The sequence below is a fragment of the Synechocystis sp. LEGE 06083 genome, assembly GCF_015207725.1.
In the GTDB taxonomy this organism is placed as follows: Bacteria; Cyanobacteriota; Cyanobacteriia; order Cyanobacteriales; family Microcystaceae; genus Synechocystis; species Synechocystis salina.
This window is the reverse complement of record NZ_JADEWJ010000013.1, coordinates 1-22,321: the sequence shown is the minus strand read 5'-3', so window position 1 is coordinate 22,321 and position 22,321 is coordinate 1. Positions and strand designations below refer to the sequence as shown.

Genomic DNA, 22,321 nt, shown 5'->3' with positions numbered 1-22,321 from the left:
GCAGGGGAAGTTTAGCAACAAATTGTGATGTTTGTTACAGAGAGGCCACCACCGGGGGATGGCCCTGGGATTTTTGGTTTTCCAGCGCTGCATAGAGACGGTTCAATGCCCCCAGATAGGCCCGGGCGGAGGCGACAATGATGTCAGTGTTGGCCGCATAGCCGGTGTAAATTACCCCTTGATGGCGTAGGCGCACACTAACTTTGCCCAACGCATCAATACCTTCCGTGACGGAGGTGACTGAATATTCCAGTAATTCATTGGGTAGTTGCACAATCTGGTTAATGGCTTTGTAAACTGCATCCACGGGGCCTGTCCCGATCGCCACGGTGGTTTCTTCCCCGCCTATGGGGGTACGGAGGGTCAGGGTAGCGGTGGGCACGGCAGGCTCGCCACAGGAAACCTGCACCCGTTCTAAGCGGAATAGTTCGGGGGGCTGACGAATTTCGTCGTTAACAATGGCCTCCAAATCCCAATCGGTGATTTCCTTGCGTTTATCCGCCACTTCCTTGAAACGAATAAAGGCATTATTCAATTCCGTTTCACTCAGGTCAAAACCCAATTCCTTTAAGCGGGTGCCAAAGGCGTTCCGACCGGATAGCTTCCCTAAGACGATCTGGTTATTGGTTAAACCGATGGATTCCGCATCCATGATTTCGTAGGTGAGCTTATTTTTCAGCACCCCATCCTGGTGAATGCCAGACTCATGGGCAAAGGCGTTGGCCCCGACAATGGCCTTGTTGGGTTGCACCATCATGCCGGTTAATTCCGACACTAAACGGGAAGTGGCGTAGATATGCTTGGTGTCAATGTTGGTGAGGGGCTCGGTGGAATCCGCTGGCCGCCCTAAAAAGGGATTGAAGTAACTGCGCCGCACATGCAAGGCCATGACCAATTCTTCCAAGGCCGCATTGCCGGCCCGTTCACCGATGCCATTGATGGTGCATTCCAGTTGGCGAGCTCCATTTTTCACCGCTTCCAGGAAGTTGGCCACCGCTAAGCCCAGGTCATTGTGGCCATGGACGGAAATAATTGCTTGGTCAATGTTGGGCACGTTATCGGCAATGCCTTTGATCAGAGCGCCATATTCGGCGGGGGTAGTGTAGCCCACCGTATCGGGGATGTTAATGGTGGTGGCCCCGGCGGCGATCGCCACTTCCAACACTTGGTATAAAAATTCTGGGTCACTGCGCCCGGCATCCTCGGGGGAAAATTCAATGTCATCCACCAAGGATTTGGCATAACTCACCATTTCCGGCACGATCGCCAACACTTCGGCCCTGGTTTTCTTTAACTTATGCTCCAGGTGAATGTCAGAAGTGGCCAAAAAAGTATGGATGCGATGCTTGGCTGCCGGTTTCAAGGCTTCCGCCGCCGCTTTAATATCTTTCTTTGTGGCCCGGGCTAAACCGCAAATTACTGGGCCGTTTTCTGTGCCCACCGTTTGGGCGATTTTCTGCACCGCCTCAAAATCCCCCGGACTGGCAAAGGGAAAACCAGCTTCAATGATGTCCACTCCCAGACGGGATAGGGCCCTGGCGATCGATAGTTTTTCTTCCACGGTCAGGGTAGCTCCGGGGGACTGTTCCCCATCCCGAAGCGTGGTGTCGAAAATCAAAATACGATCAACCGGACTACTCATAATAAACGCACCTTTTCAAGGGTGAAAAAGACACAGATAGATTCTGATTGTATCTTGTCTATCTAGACGTTGGCATGCTTTGAGGGGGTAAAATCGGTAGCGACCAGTTTCCCCGTAGTGCGTAAGGAGTAATTTGCTTTTTTGCCCCATGGCCAATTTTTTTGCCCAGCCGTTGCCATCATCCCTGTTCCATGAGCCATAGCCGCTTTAAGTCCGCTAAGTCTGCCATGCGCAAGTTCAAGACCGAACAACGGAAGTTGGGCGATCGGGTTTCCCAGCGCACTCCCCCCAGGGTGAATCGTTGGTTCAAATGGATGGCTCCGGGGCTATTTGTCAAACGTTGGATGGTAATCAGTGCCGTGGGCCTGACTTTGATATTTTTGGGCTTAGCCATCTGGATCAAGTTAACGCCGATTTTTCGCATTACGGAATTTGTTTCCAGTACCCTCGGGTTTTTAACCAATCTTCTGCCCAACTACGTTTCCGGTCCCCTAATTTTGGCCCTGGGGCTTTTTTTTGTGTTTTGGGGCCAAAGTCGCACCGTTGGTTCCATTTCCGAGGTCTTACAACCGGACAATGACCAGGAATTGGTGGATGTACTCTTGGCCCACCGTCGTCTCAACAAAGGGGCCAAAATTGCGGTGGTGGGGGGCGGCACTGGCCTATCCACCCTTTTGCGGGGCCTGAAGCACTACAGCGCCAATATCACGGCCATTGTTACCGTGGCGGATGATGGCGGCTCGTCGGGGCGTTTACGGCGGGAAATGGGCATGTTACCCCCGGGGGATATCCGCAATTGCATTGGGGCCCTGGCGGACGAAGAAAAGTTATTAACGGAGTTGTTTCAATACCGTTTTAAGGCGGGGGATGGGCTGTCGGGGCACAGCTTTGGTAATTTGTTCCTCACTGCCATGGCGGAAATTACCGGGGATTTGGAAATGGCGGCGATCGCCTGTTCGAAGGTGTTAGCGGTGCGGGGGAAGGTGCTACCAGCCACCCTGGATGATGTCAGATTATGGGCGGAGATGGAAGACGGGCGCTATGTGGAAGGGGAATCAAATATTCCTGAAGCCCAGGGCAAAATTCGGCGCATCGGTTGTGTACCGGCATCCCCCAAGGCCCTACCAGCAGCTCTCAAGGCCATTAAAGCGGCCGACTACATCATCATTGGCCCAGGCAGTTTATACACCAGCATTTTGCCCAATTTACTCATTCCCGAAATTCAAACGGCGATCGCCAAAGCCCAGGTGCCCCGCATATACATTTGTAATGTGATGACCCAACCGGGGGAAACGGATAATTACACCGTCTCGGACCATTTAACGGCGATCGATCAGGTCTGTGCGGAAAGGCTCTACGATGCCGTGCTGGTGCAAAGAAATCCCCCTTCTGCCCCCGTGTTGGAAAAATACGCCGCCGAAAATTCCCACCCCGTTTACCTCGACCGGGAAGCGGTGATCCAAAAAGGTTGCCGCATTGTGCTGGCCAATGTAATGCAGGAAGACGAAACCAGCCATCAGGTGCGCCACGACCCCCAACGATTAGCCAGGGTGTTAATGCGCTGGTACGGGGGCCAGTAGTGGGTTTCAGTTTGAAAGATTGAGTCAGAATGTTAACTGCTCTCGTCTCCGGTCTAGCTTTGGCGATAAATCCCTTGGATATCAGGGATGGTGAATAGGGCTTGGAAGCCTAGGCCCTGGCTTTGGTAGAATTCCCTTCCTCCCTGTTGGCGATCGACGAGGGCAATGACTGTGTCCACTTGGTAACCCGTATCCCGTAACCTTTCCACTGCCAACATGGCGGATTTGCCAGTGGTGACCACATCTTCCAGCACCACCACCTTAGTTCCCTGAGCTAACTCTGGCCCTTCAATGTAGGCTTTGGTGCCATGGCCCTTAGCTTCTTTGCGAATGATTAATGCCGCTACGGGTTTTTCTTCGTAGGCAGACACGGTACTAACAGCGCTGACAATGGGATCGGCCCCCAGGGTTAACCCCGCCACTGCTTCGATGCCCGCCGGTAACTCTGCCAACAGTAATCGCCCGATCGCCAGGGCTCCTTCCGCCCGCAGGGTAACTAATTTACCGTTGATGTAATAGGTGCTGGGTTGACCGGAGGAGAGAATAAAATCTCCTTCCTTATAGGCATGGATGGCCAACAGACGAAGTAAATATTGACGTACTTGTTCCAGGGGAGCAGTCTTAAGGGCGGCCAGGGTCAGATCGGTCATGGAGTCGACTTTTTTAACTGATATAAATATCCGAGATCAGTTTTTCATTGTATGGCACCCAAGAGAAGCGCAATACCGATAAGCTGGAGATAACAGCACTGAGTAATAATCCCTAGGTGTAGGGGAAGGGGAGGATCATGGGCAGGGCACATTATCAAGCAGGTTTCTCCATTTCCCCCTTGGCGATCGCCGTCAATGTGAACCTAGTCCGCCAACGGGTAAACACCCCATCCCCCCAACCCTGGCAATGGATCTACACCTTCAGTGACGGGAGCCAACTGCAGGGCACATTCCAAGGCACAGTCAAACCAGGTCCTGAATTCGCCAATCCCATTCCTAGCTTTGATGTCCAAGGGGTGGGGGTAACGGAATATCTAACCGCCACCGATAAAACCCCTCTGTTAGCCTGGCAGCCAGGACAATTTAATTGTTTTGAAATGGGGGAAAGTCTGTTGTTAATGGCTTCCAGCGATAACTATGTGGGCAACAGTCTCTGCTTGGTCAACTGTCCCCAGCGGCAATGGGCCCAAATTACCCATTGGGGCAGTCGGTTGGTGGCGGAACCCCTACTGTGGGAGCGGTTAGCTTTCCATTGTCTGGCTAGGGATATGCCCTCCACCGCTTGGTCAATGAATTGGCAATTCTCCCCCTTTTTACCGCCCTTTTTCCATTGGCGTTTTCAGGCTTGGCCCCCAACGGCGATCGCCAACCCCCTACCTTGTCCGTCAAGCAATTCATCCGTTCTTTTGTCCTGAAACCTGGCCCCTCTTTACAATCGTTTACAATGGAGGAGACGATCTGCAGGGAAAAAATTGGTCATGGAACTCACCTGGTACGACAGCAACTCTTGGTTAATTGAAATGGGAGGGCAAAGGATTTTGCTCGATCCTTGGTTGGTGGGGGACCTAACCTTTGGTGATACACCCTGGTTATTTCGGGGGTTTCGCCCCCAGCCCCTGGAAATGCCCACCAATATTGATCTGATTTTGCTTTCCCAGGGCTTGGAAGACCATGCCCATCCCCCCACATTAAAAGAATTAAATAAAAGCTGGCCTGTGCTGGGTTCCCCCAAGGCCGCCGAAGTCGCCACCGATTTGGGCTATGAACAGGTTCATCCTCTGCCCCATCAGCAAAAATTTGTCCTTAACGACCGGGTGGAAATTTTCGCCCTGCCCGGTTCTCCCATTGGCCCTACCTTGGTGGAAAACGCCTATGTGTTAACGGATCTACAAACCGGCACTAAGCTTTACTACGAACCCCACGGTTTCCACTCCTCCCAGTTGCAGGATCTTGGTCCCATTGATGTGGTTTTGACCCCCGTCATTGGCATTAATATTCTCGGTTTTATCCCCGTGCTCAACGGCCAAAAAACGACCCTAGAACTCTGTCGCACCGTTCATCCCCAGGCGATCGTGCCCACCTCCGGAGCTGCGGAATTGAGCTATGACGGCCTGCTCACTAAGGTTTTACGGTTAGATGGTGATTTAGACCAGTTCCGTCAATCCCTAGGCAATGAAGGCATCCAAGCTACCTTGTTGGAGCCCCAAGTGGGAGTGCCCCTGACCATTCCCCTGGATGTGCCCCAAGCTGCGGTTGGCTAAATTTGGATAAGCAAAGCATTTGCTGCCCCAGTGCTTTTAAATATGATTGCCCCAGGGAAAACTGCAAAAAAGTGTATAAAGTAGGTTTATTCCCGAATCAAAATTCTTTCTCCGCAGTCATAGCCAGGAGTAGGAGGATATCTTCCCCTCGCTTGGGCTGGGCAAACCCATTGCAGTACCGCCAACGTTTAAAAATCACCATAGCCGAATGACCTACACCATCAACGCTGACCAAGTCCATCAGATTGTCCATAATCTTCACCACGATCCCTTTGAAGTGTTGGGCTGCCATCCCCTGGGGGACCATGGCAAGGTCAATCAATGGGTCATTCGTGCCTATTTACCCACTGCTGAAGCGGTGACAGTGTTGCTGCCCACCGATCGCCGGGAAGTGACCATGACCACGGCCCACCATCCCAACTTTTTTGAATGTGTGTTGGACTTGGAAGAACCGAAAAATTATCAGCTACGCATTACCGAGGATGGCCACGAAAGGGTAATTTACGATCCCTACGGTTTTAAAACTCCCAAACTGACGGATTTTGACTTGCATGTATTTGGGGAAGGCAATCACCACCGCATTTACGAAAAACTAGGCGCTCACCTGATGACGGTGGATGGCGTTAAAGGGGTTTATTTTGCCGTTTGGGCCCCCAACGCCCGTAACGTCTCCATTTTGGGGGACTTTAACAATTGGGACGGTAGACTGCACCAAATGCGGAAACGCAACAACATGGTGTGGGAATTATTTATCCCTGAGTTGGGGGTGGGCACTTCCTATAAATATGAAATTAAAAACTGGGAAGGGCATATCTACGAAAAAACCGACCCCTATGGCTTTTACCAGGAAGTACGCCCAAAAACCGCTTCCATTGTGACTGACCTGGACCGTTACCAATGGCATGACGAAGATTGGCTAGAAGCTAGACGCACCAGTGATCCCCTCAATAAACCAGTTTCTGTTTACGAACTTCATTTGGGCTCCTGGCTCCACACTGCCTACGACGAGCCGGTAAAAACTTTGCATGGGGAAGGGGTGCCCGTAGAAGTATCCGAGTGGAATACCGGGGCCAGGTTTTTGACCTATTACGAACTGGTAGATAAATTAATTCCCTATGTAAAGGAATTGGGCTACACCCACATTGAACTATTGCCGATCGCCGAACATCCCTTTGACGGCTCCTGGGGTTATCAGGTAACGGGCTATTACGCCCCCACCTCCCGCTTTGGCAGTCCCGAAGATTTCATGTATTTTGTTGATCAATGTCACCTCAACGGCATTGGCGTCATTATTGACTGGGTACCTGGGCATTTTCCCAAAGATGGCCATGGCTTAGCCTTTTTCGACGGCACCCATTTGTACGAACATGGCGATCCCCGCAAAGGGGAACATAAGGAGTGGGGCACCCTAATTTTCAACTATGGCCGGAACGAAGTGCGGAACTTCCTAGTAGCCAATGCCCTGTTCTGGTTTGATAAGTACCACATTGATGGCATGCGGGTGGATGCGGTGGCTTCCATGCTTTATCTGGATTATTGCCGGGAAGAAGGGGAATGGGTAGCCAATGAGTATGGCGGCCGGGAAAACTTGGAAGCGGCGGACTTTCTGCGCCAGGTGAACAGCGTGGTTTACAGCTACTTCCCCGGTATTTTATCCATTGCCGAGGAATCCACGTCCTGGCCCATGGTGTCTTGGCCCACCTACGTTGGCGGTTTAGGTTTTAACCTGAAATGGAATATGGGCTGGATGCACGATATGCTCGACTACTTCAGCATGGACCCCTGGTTCCGCCAGTTCCACCAAAACAGTATTACTTTTAGTATGTGGTACAACCACAGCGAGAATTATATGCTGGCCCTCTCCCACGATGAGGTGGTGCACGGTAAGAGCAATATGTTGGGCAAAATGCCTGGGGATGAATGGCAAAAGTATGCCAACGTGAGGGCTCTATTCACCTATATGTTTACCCATCCCGGCAAGAAAACTATGTTTATGAGCATGGAATTTGGCCAGTGGAGTGAGTGGAATGTGTGGGGCGATTTGGAATGGCATCTGCTCAATTATCCGCCCCATCAACAACTCAAACAATTCTTCACTGAGTTGAACCATTTGTATAAAAATGAGCCAGCTTTATACAGCAATGATTTCGAAGAAGCGGGCTTCCAATGGATTGATTGCAGTGATAACCGCCACAGTGTAGTTTCCTTCATCCGTCGGGCTAAGGATAGCGCTGAATTTGTGGTGACTATTTGTAATTTCACTCCCCAACCCCATAGCCATTACCGAGTGGGAGTGCCTGAAGCTGGTTTTTACACGGAGTTGTTTAACAGTGATGCCCGGCAGTATGGCGGCAGTAACATGGGCAATTTAGGCGGAAAATGGACGGAGGAATGGTCTTTCCATGAACAACCCTATTCCCTTGATTTATGCTTGCCGCCCCTCTCGGTGTTGGTGCTGAAATTAGACCGTAAGGCTGAAGGCAATGCCATCCCGACCCAGGAGGGCTCTGAGATAGCCTAGTTAGCTGAGTTGGCTATAAAATTTCCTCACCAAATTTTCCCTATGTCCCCAACTCGACCCTATCAGCCCCTACTGTTGCGGCTCCTCCATGGGGCCATGGCCCTATTGACCCTTTTGGCGATCGCCAGTGGCTTTTGGGTCTACAACACCTATGACGGTCGTTGGGGATCCTTGCCGTTGCCCAAACCTTACTATACCCAGGATCTCCATGGCACTGGGGCTTTGGCACTATTTCTGTTGATGTTTCCCTTTGCCATCTACTGCTTTCACCTCGGCGATCGCCGTTTATGGTCTGACCAAAGTTGGGAGCAGTTACAGAAACCGGGCACTCCGGCCTTTTGGCTCGCATTGCAGAGATTGGCCAATACCCTCATGCTGGTGGCCTTAACCATGGCGGTGGTTAGCGGGCGAATGATGGAGGAAAGTTGGTTACCCCAAAAACAACTCAACCATTTGCCCTACCTTTTCCATCTCCTGGCCTGGCTGGTGGTGGTTCTTTGTTTAGGATTCCACTTACTATTCAGTGCCAAGGTGGGAGGCTTTCCCCTCTGGCGATCGATGGTGAGTTGGGGGCGCAGGGCCAAGGATAATCCCCAACAATGGCTCAGGGATTTTCGCTGGCAGTTGTCTGCCAAAAGTTTGCAGTGGCTCCAATGGTTAGTGCTAGCGGGATTGCTGTTTGCCTTGACAGTTCCCCTTTTTGCCTAGCTTCCTTGGCCAAACTATGGGCATTCAAGAATCTGTTAAAATGGATTGCCCAATGAAATTTGTACGATGAGCAAAGTTTTTTTTGATATCACCATCGGTAACGATGCCGCAGGTCGCATTGTGATGGAATTGTTTGACGAAGTTACCCCCAAGACCGCTGAAAATTTCCGGGCCCTCTGCACTGGGGAAAAAGGTGTGGGTAAAGCTGGCAAACCCCTACATTTTAAAGGTTCCCACTTCCATCGGGTAATCACCGATTTCATGGCCCAGGGGGGAGATTTTACCCGGGGTAATGGCACAGGCGGGGAATCTATTTATGGCGAAAAGTTCGCCGATGAAAATTTCCAGTTAAAGCATGACCGCCCTGGTCTACTGTCCATGGCCAATGCGGGGCCCAACACCAATGGCTCGCAGTTCTTTTTAACTTTTGTACCCTGCCCCTGGCTCGATGGCAAACACGTCGTTTTTGGGGAAGTAGTGGAAGGTTTAGAAATTCTCGAGCAACTAGAAGCCAATGGTTCCCAAAGTGGTCAAACTAAACAGGCGATCGCCATCAGCGATTGTGGCGAGATCAAATAAGTCGGATTCCCACTAGTCTGTATAGACTTTGCTGAAAACCTTGTTGGAAAAATAAAGTAACATACCCCCCTTGATTAGTTTTGAGTTGATAATCGAGGGGGTTTTTATTGATCAAATTCGGCCAAAACTAATCAGCAAAGCTATTGGCCTTGGTGGCAAATTTCACATCCAATTCCGTAATGCCCCCGGCATCATGGGTCGTCAAGTCGATGGTGACTCGATTGTAAACATTAGACCATTCTGGATGATGGTTTAGGGTTTCTGCCACCAACGCCAGTCGGGTCATAAAACCAAAGGCTTGATTAAAATTGCCAAACTTAAATTGACGATGGAGTTTATTGCCCTGCAAGCTCCAACCGCTGAGTTCCCCCAGGGCAGTTTGGATTTCTGGGTCAGTTAAACGTTGGGGTGTAGCCATGGTGCAATTTATCTAAATTTTCAACTATTGATTAGGGATTGCCCTTACCGTCCGTTATATCATCTCCTAGAAAAAGACTGAAGGACACCTGGGTTGGTTCTTCCACGTTGGTGGTTTCCTGCACTCGGCTATCGGCAATTTGCCAGTTATCACTCAGATAGGTTCTGATTTGTTCGGTTTGGGAAAAAAGACTGGCTGGATTACTGTCCGGGGGGCGCTGGATGGTGAGGCGCAAATGCAGAACTGGGTAGGCCTGGAGAATTTGCCCCACAGTGTTAAGGGTTGCTTGAGCTTGGCTAGAAAGGTTAAGGGGAGCGCTGTCGATCGCCACGGTTTCGTCAACAATGGTGAGGGGGATAACGCCTTGATCCGTGGCCAGGCGTTGGTACTCTACAACGGCATCATTAACCTGTAAAGAACGCCGAATTTGGCCAGAGAGGATTGCTTGGGCATCTTCCTGTAAATCCCGATCGCCAAGATAGACCACCACCAACTTAAGGGGGGAACTATCACTGCGTAGTACCACTTGGTAATCCACCAACTGCACCGTGTCGGGTAGGGTGACTAGGGCCAGGGAACGGCCTATTTCCGCCATTAATTCCCCCTGTAAATCCGGTAGATAACTTAACTCTGAAACCACCGCAATGGGTTCCGTATTGACCGCTTGGCTAGTGGGAATTTGCACAAAGCGCAAACTGATATTGCTGGGACTACGGTCGAGGGCGGTGGCTAACTGATCAATAAAACGTTTTTCATCGTCTTGGCTGTAAAGCTTATCGGTCACCACTTGGAGTTGCACAGTGATTTGCTTATCGTCTTGCTTCGCTTTGACCTGGTCAATGTAGGAATGAAACTCCCCTTCATTGCCAGTGTCGCCGAAGTTATCCTGCCACACCTGTTTGATGGTGGAGTTTAGCTGGTTTTCTTCCCGTTGCTGGGTCACTTGACGACGCACCTGCTCCAGGGATTTAGTCAGGGGAAAGGAAATCATGCCCAGGGTGACCAGGATAAGTAAAAAGCGACTGGGTAATCCTCCGACCCGCTGGAAGGTAGTGTAGGCAGGGAATTTTCTCAACCAGGAACTAACCACTTGGCTCTCGGGATTTTCCTGTTTCCACTCCCCAATGGCTTCCCGCACTGCCCGCACATCAAAGTGGACGAAAAAGAAGACAATCATGGCCGTGAAAACAATGGCTACGAGGTTGGTGATGAACAGCAACCCTCCCCCCTTGGCCACTGTTAATCCCTGGGAAGAATTAAGACTGAAATAGATGCCAATGCCGTAACCCACTACGCACAATGGCGGCATCAAGGCCACGGCGATCGCCACCCCAGGCAAGGAGGCTGCTACCCCTTTAGCTTGTTTGCAGGTAGCCACCGATCCCACGGCCCCGGAAAACAGAGCCACAATTAAATCCAACAAAGTGGGATTAGTTCTAGCCAAAATTTCAGGGGTAATTTCCTTAAAAGGAACAATTACCACTAAAACAGCCGCAAAAATAATGGCCAAGCTACAGCTCAGCAGTAAGTTAAAAGCTGCCCGCAACCAGAGCACCACATCCCCTGCCGCCAAACCCATGCCATTGGCCAAAATTGGTCCCATCAGGGGGGAAATTAACATCGCCCCAATGATTACCGCTGGACTGTTGAGCACCAAAGCCAGGGTGGCAATGCCCGCTGCAAACAAAACCTCAATCCAGTAGCTGATGTCCCTAAGGCTGACGGACTCAGAAAGCTGGGTGTAGATTTGCACCTTATGTTCATCGGTCAAGTCCAGGTTAGCTGTAAAGCCACGGCGTAACCGCAGTAACATCAACAAAGAAAAACGGTGCCCGGAGGACTTCGACTTGGACATAGGCTGGGATGAAATGAATAGTCTCCATTGTGCTTTGACCAATACTATACTCTGGGGAGAGTTGGTCGGATTATCATGCCCTGCCTTTTTGCGCCCAGGCTCTCCCAAGTCATCTTTCCTTAAATCATTCCCATATCATCTATTACTTTCCATCGAGCGAGTTGTTTATGTTTGGCGTTCTGCTGTTCCTCGTTTTTTTCTCCGTTGTCAGTCTAGCTTTTTTTGCCAACCGTAAATGGTGGATTCGTGTTTCCACCCAGTCCCCCCGCTGTATCTATTATTTTGGACCCTTTGCTTCCCAGGAAGAGGCGATCGCCCATCACCAAGGTTATCTCCAGGATTTGGAGATGGAGGGAGCCCAGGGCATCGAATATAAGATAGAACGCTCCTATAAGCCGAGAAAATTAACCATCGAAGGCTGAGAACTCCCCACCAGGGGCTAAGTTTTGACTATTAATCAAGCTCCCCATGGCTAGGGATTCAAGCGCCCATTTCATTCCATTTTCCCGATCCCCACAAAAAAATCCCCTAGTTTCATGCAACTGGGGGATTAGCTTTATTTCGAGTTTTTCAGACTGATGTTTTAGTCAGCATCAACGATAGCAATCAGGCGATCGCCTGATCAAAACTAGTCTCGACCGTTGAGGGCAATCAGTAGGCGCAGAATGAAGATAAAAAGGTTGATATAGGTCAAATACATGGACAGGGATGCGGCCAGATATTGATCATCCCGGTAGGTGCGGGGTAGCACGAAAAAGTCCACCACCGATACTCCAGCAAACAGCAAGACACCGAAGGCGGAAATCGCCACTTCCAGAAATGTTGGGGTAATTATGCCGAAAAACCCAAGCACCACTTGGAGGAGCATCACCACCACCAGGCCAATCAGGGCCAGACTTACGGTTTTGTTCAGGGCAATGCCATCTTCTTCCGATAAATTAGAGCCAACACTACGGGCCACCACAAAGGTTACTCCACAGCCCAAGGCAGCAATACCAATGCCTTGTATACCTACTCCACTAGTCTGGAGCGCCAGGTAAATAATGCCGCTCAGGGTATAGCCCGACAGCAAACTGTACAAAGTTAACAGGGGCAGGGCGGTGGCGTTGTTACCACTTTGGGCCACCCGCATGGCCACAAAAAAGAGAATGAAGTTACCGATTAAAGCAGCCCAAAAGGTGGTCATAAATAGACCAGGGTTACCCTGCATGACGCTGAGACCGCCAAAGGTTCCCGCCGCTGTCAGTACCAAGCCTCCGCCAAGATAGGGGAGGGCATTTTTGATCACGTTTGGCCCGATCAGACTTTGGCCTTTTGCCTCCGCCATGATCTGACGAAAATTGCTGGTATTACTCATAAAAAGTGGATTTTTGACTAGGATAATCACAGGGGAGAAAAAATTTTTCCCTTCCCTTTAATATACTATCGACAACCATGGCCTTGCTTTAAGTGCTGGTAAGTCCCTCTAAGCGTTTATTTACGGGCTATTTACGCCCCTGGATCCCGCCGGCTGAGCTAAGCATGAACTGTGTATTGTTCCATTGTCAGACCAGGAGGCCTTAGTCCTATGAATTACCGTGTTGTTGTCTTGAGCGGGGTTATGACTGCCCTACTTGGCACTGTGTTTGGTTGGGGCATGGGGCAAATAGCCCTGCGTCAACGGCCTAGCCAAGTACAGGTCAACATGAGTCAGCCCTATCGCACGTTGTATGGCCGGCGTTTAATTTGGTTCGGGGCGATCGCCGGCTTTGTATTGGGGGCGGGGCAGGCTTGTGTACTGGCAGAAAAGAAAAAGGAAACAGAAGCGATGGAGAAAGCCGAAAGCGAGGAAGACTATTCCTGATCCCTTGCCGGTGCGGTTGACTATTTTTTCCAGATCATTACATGGACGCAGTTTAGCTGGCATCGCTGAGGATCCGGGGGGCAGGGCAAAAGTTACCGTCGCCATTTGAGGGGGGAAACCCTGGGCCGATAAAATCCTCCCATCCCCTGGCCAGAGGAAGTTTTCACCCTTGGCGATCGCCCTGGTAGCATTTAATACAAATTGGCTATCTTGGTAAAATCCTCCGAAATATTACGAAACGTAAAGTATAATAACAATCAACCCGTAAACCCCAAATGCCTTAGCGAGACAGTAACCTATGCGCGTTGTGATCGCCGGAGCCGGATTAGCCGGCCTAGCCTGTGCCAAATACTTAGCCGATGAGGGCTTTACCCCCGTCGTCTTGGAACGTAGGGATGTATTAGGCGGGAAGATCGCCGCGTGGAAAGATGAGGACGGAGATTGGTATGAAACCGGCCTGCATATTTTCTTTGGGGCCTATCCCAACATGTTGCAGTTGTTTAAGGAATTGGACATCGAAGATCGTCTGCAATGGAAAGAACACAGCATGATCTTCAACCAACCGGAGAAACCAGGCACCTATTCCCGTTTTGATTTTCCTGATATTCCGGCTCCCATCAATGGTTTGGTGGCTATTCTCCGCAATAACGATATGCTCACTTGGCCGGAGAAAATTCGCTTTGGTTTGGGGCTTTTACCCGCCATTGTCCAGGGCCAGAGCTATGTGGAAGAAATGGATAAATATACCTGGTCCGAGTGGATGGCCAAACAAAACATTCCCCCCCGCATCGAAAAAGAAGTTTTTATTGCCATGAGTAAGGCGCTCAACTTCATTGACCCCGATGAAATTTCCGCCACCATTTTACTCACCGCCCTCAATCGCTTTTTACAGGAAAAAAATGGTTCTAAGATGGCATTCCTGGATGGAGCGCCGCCGGAACGCCTTTGCCAGCCATTGGTGGATTACATCACGGAACGGGGGGGAGAAGTACATCTCAATGCTCCCCTCAAGGAAATTTTGCTCAACGAAGACGGCACTGTTAAAGGCTACCTAATCCGGGGCTTAGACGGAGCAGAAGATCGGGTTGTCACCGCGGACCTGTACGTTTCTGCCATGCCAGTGGACCCCCTCAAAACCATGGTGCCGGCCCCCTGGCGAGACTATCCTGAATTCAAGCAAATCCAAGGACTGGAAGGAGTGCCAGTCATTAACCTCCACCTCTGGTTCGACCGCAAATTAACGGACATTGACCATCTCCTCTTTTCCCGATCTCCGTTGCTGAGTGTTTACGCCGACATGAGTAATACCTGCCGGGAATATAGTGATCCAGACAAATCCATGTTGGAGTTGGTGCTGGCCCCAGCCCACGATTGGATCAACAAATCCGACGAAGAGATTGTGGCGGCCACCATGGCGGAAATTAAACAACTCTTTCCCCAACACTTTGGCGGCGATAATCCGGCCCAACTGCTGAAATCCCACGTGGTCAAAACCCCCCGCTCTGTCTACAAAGCGACCCCAGGAAGGCAGGCCTGTCGCCCCGATCAAAGGACATCGGTGCCAAACTTTTACTTAGCAGGGGACTTCACCATGCAAAAATACTTGGGCAGTATGGAAGGGGCAGTGCTTTCCGGCAAACAATGTGCCCAGGCGATCGCCGCCGATTTCACGCCCCAAACCGTTCCCCCCACCCGGGAAATAGTCACCGTGGGTTAAGCCGCCTGGACTCCCTGGTAATCTTCCTGACAAATGGCAACCCTAATGCGACAATGCTAAATGGCTAACGGTCAAATTTCCCCCCAGCGTGCAGTTACCAAACCCCAATCCTGGTGGCTGACTTCCGAACCCCGTCCGTCCTTAATGTTACAACTGCCCAAACCGTCTCCATCTGCAAAGCCCTGTGCTTCTGTTGAGGAAGCTTACGAAATTTGTCGTCAAGTAACGGCCCAGTACGCAAAAACTTTTTATCTGGGAACTTTGCTGATGCCCCCTGCGAAAAGGAGGGCTATTTGGGCAATTTATCTTTGGTGCCGTAGGACTGATGAGCTAGTGGATGGACCCCAGGCGGCCACCACCACCCCGGAAACGTTGGACCATTGGGAAAGACGCCTAGAAGCCATTTTTGCTGGGCACCCCCAGGACGATGCCGATGTGGCCCTGGTGGATACCCTAGAAACTTTTCCCCTCGACATTCAGCCCTTTCGGGACATGATCGCCGGGCAAAGGATGGACCTTTACCGTTCCCGTTACCAAACCTTTGAAGAATTAGACCTATATTGTTATCGGGTGGCGGGCACTGTCGGTTTGATGTCCAGTGCCGTATTGGGGGTGGATACTGGCAATGGCCAAGCTCCTTGGCAACCCGATGCGGTTTACATTCCCCAGGAAGAGGCGATCGCCTTGGGGGTGGCTAACCAACTGACCAATATTTTGCGGGACGTGGGGGAAGACGTGGAACGGGGCAGAATTTACCTCCCCCTGGAAGATTTGGAGCGGTTCGACTATGGCGAACAGGACTTGCTCAATGGGGTCAACGATGACCGTTGGCGTCGCTTAATGAAGTTTGAAATCGAACGGGCCCGGGCCTACTTTGAAGATGCAGAACGGGGTATTCGAGCCTTAAATCGGGATGCCCGTTGGCCAGTGTGGACTGCACTAATGCTATACAAGGGCATTTTGAATGTGATTGAAGCAAACAATTACAACGTGTTCGATCGCCGGGCCTATGTGCCCACCCCCAAGAAGTTGCTGTATTTGCCCGTGGCCTGGTTGAGAGCCCAGGTGCTGTAGGGTTTTAGTAAAATTTTGATCAATAGATAGAAATAGTAGCTACTGATTTGACTCGATGCGGTGGAAAAAAAGCCCCTAACCATGGCGGGCTAAGGACTCACTTTATGAAGGGTTCAAACTATCAGTGTAGCGAACAAAGGCGATCGCCCCAGTGGTTTCCCGATCAGACCGTGGGAAACCGCACTATGCACTTAAAGGTATTTAAGGAGAAGCCAGGAGCCATAACTGCCAAAGAATGGACAGCAATGCCCCCACCACCAAGACCATAGAACTGAGGGAACCCAAGGCAAAACCTACCATCCTTTTCTCCGCCGCTTGGTAATAGCCCCAGGCGTAGAGAATGCGCCCCAGCAACCAGACAGCTCCCAAAATAGCGGCAATGGTTGGATCTCGGTAGAGGGCAAATAGCCATAACCCCGGCAGGAAAAATGCCAACTGCTCCAGGGTGTTGTATTGCACCCTCAGCACCCGTTCAAAGTTTTCGTCCCCTGTGGTGGCCGGTGGCATTACCCCATACTTGGCCCGGGCCCTTCCCACATTAATCACCAATACTAGATAGAGCACCGCCGCCAAAGCAGTGATCAAAGCTGGCCAGAGTAGCTCCGTTGTCGTCATCGGTCCCGTTGAGAGAATGTATAGTCTCAGACTAGCCCAAAAAGCTCCCCTCCCCCCAACCATTAATTTGGTCGGACTAATCGCTATACTGACGGTCAGGGTATTCCCCAACTCTTTGCTTTTCCCAGTCAAGCTCTTTTTGTTTTTCTTATCCCATGCAGTTAAGCCCCCAAGAAAAAGATAAACTACTGATTTTTACCGCTAGCCTAGTAGCAGAACGCCGTAAAGCCCGGGGGCTGAAACTCAACTACCCCGAGGCAGTGGCCTATATTTCCGCCGCCATCCTCGAAGGGGCCAGGGACGGTCGCACTGTGGCGGAGTTGATGAACTATGGCGCCACCCTATTGAGCCGGGACGAAGTCATGGAGGGGGTGCCGGAAATGTTGCCAGAGGTCCAGGTGGAAGCAACTTTTCCCGATGGCACCAAACTGGTGACAGTCCACGACCCCATTCGCTAGCAATGGGTTGGTTAGACAGAGCGGCCTACTTTTTGGTCGTTAAACCCCAGCCCCGTTAACCGTGGAAAAAAATCATTGCCTAGGGTTGACAGTGATCAATCTTTATCGCTATATTTAAAAACGTCTGAAATAACGACTCGTTATCAAGACCGCCTAGCCCCCATCGTCTAGAGGCCTAGGACACCTCCCTTTCACGGAGGCGACAGGGATTCGAATTCCCTTGGGGGTATTAAAAAAAAAGAAAAAAACGAAAAGGAGTTCTTCGGGACTTCTTTTTTGTTGCGTACTGAAAAAATTCCCCAGAAAGTTTAAACTCCTCTTCTGGCTCAAAAAGCAAAAAGCATAGGCGGAAACTTGTGGACGAAAACAGCACCGCCATGGCAAGGCCCAAACTCTATGGCAGTATAGGGTCGTAGTTATTTGTCTTCGAGGCTTTGTTTGGCTAATGTTAATCCTGCGTCGCCTAATGCTGGTGGTTTCCCTTAGTTTTGCCACGATCGCCATTGACATGACTACGGGGCAATGCAACGAACCGGTGCAGGGTCAAGTTGCCGGACCATCCAATTCCCAAAAGTTGAAAGTGGGGGTGGTGGGCAATCCACCATTTGTGATTCACGGAGAAAATGATGGAGAGGTAACTGGCATTAGTTTGGATGTGTGGAGAGCCATTGCCCAGTCCCAGAAATGGAATTCGGAGTATTTACGACAAAACTCTATCTCCGAGGGCATTAAAGCGGTGGCAGAAGGGAAGCTAGATATTTTGATTGGCCCCATTAGCGTCACCCCAGAGCGGGCGGCCATCGAAGGCATCACCTTTACCCAACCCTATTTCAGCAGTGGAGTCGGAATATTGATCCCTGGGGAACCGTTGGGCCTATGGGAGAGATTGGCTCCCTTTTTTGGTCTGGCGGCCCTGTCTTCGGCGGGAGTGCTTACCCTACTATTGTTTTTGGTGGGAAATTTAATTTGGCTGGCAGAACATCGCAAAAATCCAGAGCAGTTCTCCCCCCATTACCCAGAAGGAGTGCAAAATGGCATGTGGTTTGCCCTGGTTACCCTAACAACGGTGGGCTATGGCGATCGATCGCCGCGGACTAAGTTAGGACAACTGGTGGCAGGGGTATGGATGGTGGTGGCGCTGCTGAGTTTTTCCTCCATCACAGCGGGATTAGCTTCGGCCTTCACTACGGCCCTTTCTGAAGCCAATGCCACTCCCCTATTCAGTAGCGTCAATGACATCAAAAATAAAGACATAGCCGTGGTGCGGGACACCACCGCGGTGGATTGGGCCCGGTTTTATCGAGCGGATATTAAAGAGGCCAATAACTTAGTTGGGGCAGTGGCCTTGCTAGAAAAAGAGCAGGTGCAGGCGGTAATGTTCGACCGACCGGCATTAATTTATTACACCCAACAGCATCCCGAGGCGAAATTAAAAGTAACAGAAATTCGTATTTCTTTGGAACCCTATGGCTTTGTGATTGAGGAAAATAGCCCCTTGAAAAAGCCCCTCAATGTTGAAATACTGGATTTAATTTATAGCAGAAGAATAACTGAATTTACTGAACGGTGGTTGGGGCCAGGCGTGGAAGAAAATCAAGACCTTCCCCCCGACGATAGTGGTGAAATTTCCGGCTAGATTACCGCCCCATTAACCAAATTGGACTTGCTTACATACCTGTCTCGACGATCGCCAGAATCCCATTAATCATAGGCTTGGCCCAAGGACGGCCCGAGTTTTTTTACTGTCCCTAGCCAAAAGAAATTCCTCCCCTGGGTGCTAGCCTTGGAATAGCTGTATTCCTGGGGCCTATTTTCTCGGCAATGGCAGCTAAGTTCTTTTTGAAAATTTGGCTGCACTCTCCATGAATACAACCAAGGCCCTGTTACCGCCGAAATTTCCGCAATTATTGACTGGTTTAGCCTTACTTTCCCTGTCTTTAGTGGTCAGTACGGCGATCGCCGCCAAAGCTTTGCTGGAAGTGAAAAGCTCCAATGATGTTTTGATCGTTACGGGGTCAGCTAAACGCCCCATTACTTCCGACTACATTATTTGGGGATTGTCTGTCTCCAGTCAGCAACCCACAGCCCAGGCCGCCTACCAAGATTTACAAAGTCAAACGGAACGAGTTCAGGCTTATCTACAAGGGAAAAATGTGCCCAAGGAAGCCATTAGTATGGGGGCAATGGAAACCTATGCCATTCCTGAAATTACCGAAAATGGCCAGGAAACTGGCAGAACCATGGCCTATCGCCTCACCCAGCGCTTTGAGATCGGGGCTGATGATGTGGAACGCTACGCTAAATTGTCCCAGGAAGCCACAGAACTGATTAATGAGGGCATTAACTTGACCGTGGAGCCTCCCCAGTACCTTTACACGGAGTTAGCTCCCCTCCGGATTGAAATGGTGGCGGAAGCAACCAAGGATGCCAAAGCTCGGGCCGAGGCGATCGCCAGTAACACCAATAGTAAGGTGGGACCAGTGCGGAGTGCCCAAACGGGGGTTTTTCAAATTACCTCCCGCAATTCCACCGATGTTAGCGATATGGGAATGTATGACACCTCTTCCGTTGAGAAGGACATCACTGCAGTGGTTTCCATTACTTTTAGTATGAAATAATTATCCCAGGATTTTGTTCAGGTTCGGACTTTATCCGTATTTTCTCTGGCAATCAAAAGATCTAACCAGTGGCTGATTGACCTTTGCTTGTTTCCGTAGCACGATCTAAAGAGTAGAGTCGATAAAAACCATGCTATTTCGTCAATTATTTGACCCAGAAACCTCCACTTACACTTACGTAATTGCTGATCCCCATAGTCAGTCTGCGGCCTTAGTGGATTCTGTTTTAGAACAAGTGGATAGAGATCTACGCCTACTAAAAGAATTAGACCTCAAGTTGATTTTTTGTTTGGAAACCCACGTCCATGCTGACCACATCACTGGAGCGGGAAAACTGCGGCAATTGACTGGCTGTCAAAACCTCGTCCCCCAATATGCTGACGTGGACTGTGCTGACCGCCATTTGCAGGATGGGGAAATTATCCATGTTGGTTCCATCCCCATCCAGGCGATCGCCACTCCAGGGCACACTGACAGCCATTTAGCTTTTTTGGTGAATCAAAGCTATGTGTTAACGGGCGACGCTCTACTAATTCGGGGCTGTGGTCGGACGGATTTTCAAAGTGGGGATGCCGGTACTTTGTATGACTCTATCCACAGTAAATTATTTACCCTACCCGATGACGTTTTGGTTTACCCCGGCCATGATTACCGAGGCCAAACCGTTTCCACCATTGGGGAAGAAAAACTTTTTAATCCCCGATTGCTGGAGCGAGATCGCCAGGAATTTATCGAATTTATGGATAGTTTGAACCTGCCCGATCCCCAAAAAATTATGGAAGCTGTCCCCGCCAACCAACTCTGTGGTCAAAGGGCCGTACCTCTTTAAAAATCTAATTCTAGACCCATTTCCCGGTGAAAAATCCGTTGCAAATTATGGCTAGTTGCTTTCAGTCCCTTTACCGTACCTGGGGCAAAATCTTCACCGTAGCGGTGCTCAGCCTGGGGCTTTGGCTGGCCTGGGCGACTTTTTGGCCTGGGGCAACTCCGGCCCTGGTGCGGCAAACCACCGAAAAACCAGGGCAAACCCTGACCCAATCTCGCCAATCCCTACGGGACCAGGAAGGAAATACTTGGCAGGTGGTGTTATTTAAACGGGTAAAAGCTACTGGTGAAACGGAAACTAATTTGCGCTTGGTGGGTTTTCCTGGGGTAATATCCTTTCGCCATCCGGCTCCCTTAGTGGTTCAGGATAATGGTGGTAATACTGTTAACTTAACCGATCTTTTAGCGGCGGAGAGTCCAGGGGAAAATGTCGGTCAATTTTTAGTCACCGCAGATTTTACCAAGCTAGAAATGAATGGCATTTGGGCATTAAATTTACCATTAAAAGAAGGAAATCAACAAATCAAAGTGCCTTACTTTGTGCTTCAAGAATGGCAAGGATTGTTGGCCAAATCCTCGGAATAATTGCTAATTTGGTTGTTGACCTGTGTAATACTTTTTTCTGATTTTGTAGAGACTATCCCGGAGATTAATGATGACAAGCTCGACCCAAACTAACCCAACCATTGCCCCTCAAACCCTGCAACAATTACGTCAGCAGGATGCGGTTATCTTAGTTGACGTGCGGGAACCCCTGGAATTTGTCGGGGAACACATCGCCGATGCCCATTCCCTCCCCCTATCTCGCCTTAATCCCAGTCAATTGCCCCAGGCAGAAGGAAAAACTACGGTATTGTATTGCCAAAGTAGTAATCGTTCTGGTAATGCTCTGCAACAGTTGCAGGCCGCTGGGGTGGAAGGAATCATCCATTTAGAAGGGGGATTGTTAGCTTGGAAGCAGGCAGGATTGCCCACGGTAAAAACAAAAAACGCCCCTATCAGCATTATGCGTCAGGTGCAAATTATTGCCGGGAGCTTGGTGTTGACAGGGGTTTTATTAGGTACATTCGTTGCTCCAGGATTCTATTTTCTCAGTGGTTTTGTGGGGGCGGGATTGTTATTTGCTGGTATTTCTGGCACCTGCATGATGGCCAATCTGTTGGGCAAATTACCCTACAACCAAATTAAGGGGTAATAGCCATGGTGCTCCAGATGGTGGGCTATTTTTTGGCAGGTTGCATTGGCTTAAGTTTGGGGCTTTTGGGTGGCGGTGGTTCAGTATTGGCTTTGCCAATTTTGGTTTACGTTATGCAGGTTCCCCCCAAGGCGGCGATCGCCATGACGTTGGTGATTGTGGGGGTAGTGAGCTTGATTGGGGTAATTCCCCATTGGCGTCGGGGGAACGTTAATTTGCCTAAGGCCCTGATTTTTGGTTCTGCCACCATGGTGGGGGCTTTTGGCGGCGCTAAATTAGCAGCCCATCCCCTAGTAACGGAAACATTCCAGTTGGTTTTATTTGCTGTGCTGATGCTGGTGGCGGCCATTTTTATGATCCTCAAATCCCAACAGCGGCCCCAGTCTGCCTCCACTGAGGAAACAGCCTTGGCAGCCTATTCT

At 50.3% G+C, this 22,321-nt stretch carries 23 protein-coding genes and 1 tRNA gene; 18 read left to right on the top strand and 6 right to left on the bottom strand.

What is annotated here, in order from left to right:
* Positions 1-34: 34 nt before the first annotated feature.
* Positions 35-1,642, bottom strand: a complete 1,608-nt coding sequence (locus IQ219_RS01955) for a 2-isopropylmalate synthase (protein WP_194071531.1) — start codon at positions 1,640-1,642, stop codon at positions 35-37.
* Between the two features lie 191 nt (positions 1,643-1,833).
* On the opposite strand from IQ219_RS01955, the gene yvcK reads away from it, so the two are divergent.
* Positions 1,834-3,222, top strand: a complete 1,389-nt coding sequence (yvcK, locus tag IQ219_RS01950; protein WP_194019438.1) for a gluconeogenesis factor YvcK family protein — start codon at positions 1,834-1,836, stop codon at positions 3,220-3,222.
* 53 nt (positions 3,223-3,275) lie between these two features.
* Here yvcK and pyrE read toward each other — a convergent pair whose 3' ends face one another.
* The gene (pyrE, locus tag IQ219_RS01945) at positions 3,276-3,872 is read right to left on the bottom strand and encodes an orotate phosphoribosyltransferase (protein WP_194071530.1); all 597 of its coding nucleotides are present in this window, start codon (positions 3,870-3,872) and stop codon (positions 3,276-3,278) included.
* 137 nt (positions 3,873-4,009) lie between these two features.
* Here pyrE and IQ219_RS01940 point away from each other — a divergent pair, with 137 nt between their 5' ends.
* The 5 genes from IQ219_RS01940 to IQ219_RS01920 all read left to right on the top strand — a co-directional run bounded on the left by IQ219_RS01940 (position 4,010) and on the right by IQ219_RS01920 (position 9,281).
* Positions 4,010-4,627, top strand: coding sequence for a hypothetical protein (locus IQ219_RS01940; RefSeq protein ID WP_194071529.1), 618 nt, complete (start codon positions 4,010-4,012; stop codon positions 4,625-4,627).
* 63 nt (positions 4,628-4,690) lie between these two features.
* A complete protein-coding gene (locus IQ219_RS01935) occupies positions 4,691-5,473 on the top strand; it encodes an MBL fold metallo-hydrolase (protein WP_194071528.1) in 783 nt (260 codons plus the stop codon).
* Positions 5,474-5,681: 208 nt separating this feature from the next.
* Positions 5,682-7,994, top strand: coding sequence for a 1,4-alpha-glucan branching enzyme (gene glgB, locus IQ219_RS01930; protein WP_194071527.1), 2,313 nt, complete (start codon positions 5,682-5,684; stop codon positions 7,992-7,994).
* A 42-nt stretch (positions 7,995-8,036) separates the two neighbouring features.
* Positions 8,037-8,702 (top strand): cytochrome b/b6 domain-containing protein, encoded by a 666-nt coding sequence (locus IQ219_RS01925; RefSeq protein WP_228016640.1) that lies wholly within the window; start codon positions 8,037-8,039, stop codon positions 8,700-8,702.
* A gap of 66 nt (positions 8,703-8,768) precedes the next feature.
* Positions 8,769-9,281: a peptidylprolyl isomerase gene (locus tag IQ219_RS01920; protein WP_190599038.1), complete on the top strand. Its 513-nt coding sequence runs from the start codon at positions 8,769-8,771 to the stop codon at positions 9,279-9,281.
* Positions 9,282-9,408: 127 nt separating this feature from the next.
* On the opposite strand, the gene IQ219_RS01915 is transcribed toward IQ219_RS01920, so the two are convergent.
* A complete protein-coding gene (locus tag IQ219_RS01915) occupies positions 9,409-9,699 on the bottom strand; it encodes a 4a-hydroxytetrahydrobiopterin dehydratase (protein WP_190599037.1) in 291 nt (96 codons plus the stop codon).
* Between the two features lie 31 nt (positions 9,700-9,730).
* Positions 9,731-11,554: a DUF389 domain-containing protein gene (locus IQ219_RS01910; protein ID WP_194071526.1), complete on the bottom strand. Its 1,824-nt coding sequence runs from the start codon at positions 11,552-11,554 to the stop codon at positions 9,731-9,733.
* Positions 11,555-11,721: 167 nt separating this feature from the next.
* Between IQ219_RS01910 and IQ219_RS01905 the strand changes: the two genes are divergently transcribed.
* Positions 11,722-11,976, top strand: coding sequence for a DUF1816 domain-containing protein (locus IQ219_RS01905; RefSeq protein ID WP_190599035.1), 255 nt, complete (start codon positions 11,722-11,724; stop codon positions 11,974-11,976).
* A 206-nt stretch (positions 11,977-12,182) separates the two neighbouring features.
* On the opposite strand, the gene IQ219_RS01900 is transcribed toward IQ219_RS01905, so the two are convergent.
* Positions 12,183-12,911 (bottom strand): Bax inhibitor-1 family protein, encoded by a 729-nt coding sequence (locus IQ219_RS01900; RefSeq protein WP_194071525.1) that lies wholly within the window; start codon positions 12,909-12,911, stop codon positions 12,183-12,185.
* Positions 12,912-13,121: 210 nt separating this feature from the next.
* Between IQ219_RS01900 and IQ219_RS01895 the strand changes: the two genes are divergently transcribed.
* The 3 genes from IQ219_RS01895 (at position 13,122) to crtB (ending at position 16,188) form a co-directional block, all read left to right on the top strand.
* Positions 13,122-13,397: a hypothetical protein gene (locus IQ219_RS01895; protein ID WP_228016639.1), complete on the top strand. Its 276-nt coding sequence runs from the start codon at positions 13,122-13,124 to the stop codon at positions 13,395-13,397.
* Positions 13,398-13,695: 298 nt separating this feature from the next.
* On the top strand, positions 13,696-15,114 hold the full coding sequence (pds, locus tag IQ219_RS01890; protein WP_190599032.1) for a 15-cis-phytoene desaturase: 1,419 nt from the start codon (positions 13,696-13,698) through the stop codon (positions 15,112-15,114).
* Between the two features lie 60 nt (positions 15,115-15,174).
* On the top strand, positions 15,175-16,188 hold the full coding sequence (gene crtB / locus IQ219_RS01885) for a 15-cis-phytoene synthase CrtB (RefSeq protein ID WP_194019446.1): 1,014 nt from the start codon (positions 15,175-15,177) through the stop codon (positions 16,186-16,188).
* 201 nt (positions 16,189-16,389) lie between these two features.
* Here crtB and IQ219_RS01880 read toward each other — a convergent pair whose 3' ends face one another.
* Positions 16,390-16,803 (bottom strand): MAPEG family protein, encoded by a 414-nt coding sequence (locus IQ219_RS01880; protein ID WP_194019447.1) that lies wholly within the window; start codon positions 16,801-16,803, stop codon positions 16,390-16,392.
* A gap of 155 nt (positions 16,804-16,958) precedes the next feature.
* Between IQ219_RS01880 and ureA the strand changes: the two genes are divergently transcribed.
* The 8 genes from ureA to IQ219_RS01840 form a co-directional block, all read left to right on the top strand.
* A complete protein-coding gene (ureA, locus tag IQ219_RS01875; RefSeq protein ID WP_190599029.1) occupies positions 16,959-17,261 on the top strand; it encodes an urease subunit gamma in 303 nt (100 codons plus the stop codon).
* Positions 17,262-17,417: 156 nt separating this feature from the next.
* A tRNA-Glu gene (locus tag IQ219_RS01870) sits at positions 17,418-17,490 on the top strand.
* A gap of 216 nt (positions 17,491-17,706) precedes the next feature.
* A complete protein-coding gene (locus tag IQ219_RS01865; RefSeq protein ID WP_194071524.1) occupies positions 17,707-18,897 on the top strand; it encodes a transporter substrate-binding domain-containing protein in 1,191 nt (396 codons plus the stop codon).
* A gap of 226 nt (positions 18,898-19,123) precedes the next feature.
* Positions 19,124-19,879, top strand: a complete 756-nt coding sequence (locus tag IQ219_RS01860; RefSeq protein ID WP_194071523.1) for an SIMPL domain-containing protein — start codon at positions 19,124-19,126, stop codon at positions 19,877-19,879.
* A gap of 130 nt (positions 19,880-20,009) precedes the next feature.
* Positions 20,010-20,708, top strand: a complete 699-nt coding sequence (locus IQ219_RS01855; protein WP_194071522.1) for an MBL fold metallo-hydrolase — start codon at positions 20,010-20,012, stop codon at positions 20,706-20,708.
* Between the two features lie 47 nt (positions 20,709-20,755).
* Positions 20,756-21,289, top strand: a complete 534-nt coding sequence (locus IQ219_RS01850) for a DUF3122 domain-containing protein (RefSeq protein ID WP_194071521.1) — start codon at positions 20,756-20,758, stop codon at positions 21,287-21,289.
* Between the two features lie 70 nt (positions 21,290-21,359).
* A complete protein-coding gene (locus IQ219_RS01845) occupies positions 21,360-21,899 on the top strand; it encodes a rhodanese-like domain-containing protein (protein WP_194019452.1) in 540 nt (179 codons plus the stop codon).
* Positions 21,900-21,904: 5 nt separating this feature from the next.
* The coding region (locus IQ219_RS01840) for a sulfite exporter TauE/SafE family protein (RefSeq protein WP_194071520.1) at positions 21,905-22,321 on the top strand (417 nt) is incomplete at its 3' end.

Excerpts from the sequence above, each read along its gene's own strand:
- IQ219_RS01855 (WP_194071522.1), top strand. The coding sequence starts at position 20,010 with ATGCTATTTCGTCAATTATTTGACCCAGAAACCTCCACTTACACTTAC.
- IQ219_RS01845 (WP_194019452.1), top strand. The coding sequence starts at position 21,360 with ATGACAAGCTCGACCCAAACTAACCCAACCATTGCCCCTCAAACCCTG.
- ureA (WP_190599029.1), top strand. The coding sequence starts at position 16,959 with ATGCAGTTAAGCCCCCAAGAAAAAGATAAACTACTGATTTTTACCGCT.
- IQ219_RS01910 (WP_194071526.1), bottom strand. The coding sequence starts at position 11,554 with ATGTCCAAGTCGAAGTCCTCCGGGCACCGTTTTTCTTTGTTGATGTTA.
- IQ219_RS01880 (WP_194019447.1), bottom strand. The coding sequence starts at position 16,803 with ATGACGACAACGGAGCTACTCTGGCCAGCTTTGATCACTGCTTTGGCG.
- IQ219_RS01850 (WP_194071521.1), top strand. The coding sequence starts at position 20,756 with ATGGCTAGTTGCTTTCAGTCCCTTTACCGTACCTGGGGCAAAATCTTC.
- IQ219_RS01905 (WP_190599035.1), top strand. The coding sequence starts at position 11,722 with ATGTTTGGCGTTCTGCTGTTCCTCGTTTTTTTCTCCGTTGTCAGTCTA.
- glgB (WP_194071527.1), top strand. The coding sequence starts at position 5,682 with ATGACCTACACCATCAACGCTGACCAAGTCCATCAGATTGTCCATAAT.
- IQ219_RS01900 (WP_194071525.1), bottom strand. The coding sequence starts at position 12,911 with ATGAGTAATACCAGCAATTTTCGTCAGATCATGGCGGAGGCAAAAGGC.
- pyrE (WP_194071530.1), bottom strand. The coding sequence starts at position 3,872 with ATGACCGATCTGACCCTGGCCGCCCTTAAGACTGCTCCCCTGGAACAA.
- IQ219_RS01920 (WP_190599038.1), top strand. The coding sequence starts at position 8,769 with ATGAGCAAAGTTTTTTTTGATATCACCATCGGTAACGATGCCGCAGGT.
- IQ219_RS01955 (WP_194071531.1), bottom strand. The coding sequence starts at position 1,642 with ATGAGTAGTCCGGTTGATCGTATTTTGATTTTCGACACCACGCTTCGG.
- IQ219_RS01925 (WP_228016640.1), top strand. The coding sequence starts at position 8,037 with ATGTCCCCAACTCGACCCTATCAGCCCCTACTGTTGCGGCTCCTCCAT.
- IQ219_RS01940 (WP_194071529.1), top strand. The coding sequence starts at position 4,010 with ATGGGCAGGGCACATTATCAAGCAGGTTTCTCCATTTCCCCCTTGGCG.
- IQ219_RS01915 (WP_190599037.1), bottom strand. The coding sequence starts at position 9,699 with ATGGCTACACCCCAACGTTTAACTGACCCAGAAATCCAAACTGCCCTG.
- IQ219_RS01935 (WP_194071528.1), top strand. The coding sequence starts at position 4,691 with ATGGAACTCACCTGGTACGACAGCAACTCTTGGTTAATTGAAATGGGA.
- pds (WP_190599032.1), top strand. The coding sequence starts at position 13,696 with ATGCGCGTTGTGATCGCCGGAGCCGGATTAGCCGGCCTAGCCTGTGCC.
- IQ219_RS01860 (WP_194071523.1), top strand. The coding sequence starts at position 19,124 with ATGAATACAACCAAGGCCCTGTTACCGCCGAAATTTCCGCAATTATTG.
- crtB (WP_194019446.1), top strand. The coding sequence starts at position 15,175 with ATGGCTAACGGTCAAATTTCCCCCCAGCGTGCAGTTACCAAACCCCAA.
- yvcK (WP_194019438.1), top strand. The coding sequence starts at position 1,834 with ATGAGCCATAGCCGCTTTAAGTCCGCTAAGTCTGCCATGCGCAAGTTC.
- IQ219_RS01865 (WP_194071524.1), top strand. The coding sequence starts at position 17,707 with ATGTTAATCCTGCGTCGCCTAATGCTGGTGGTTTCCCTTAGTTTTGCC.
- IQ219_RS01895 (WP_228016639.1), top strand. The coding sequence starts at position 13,122 with ATGAATTACCGTGTTGTTGTCTTGAGCGGGGTTATGACTGCCCTACTT.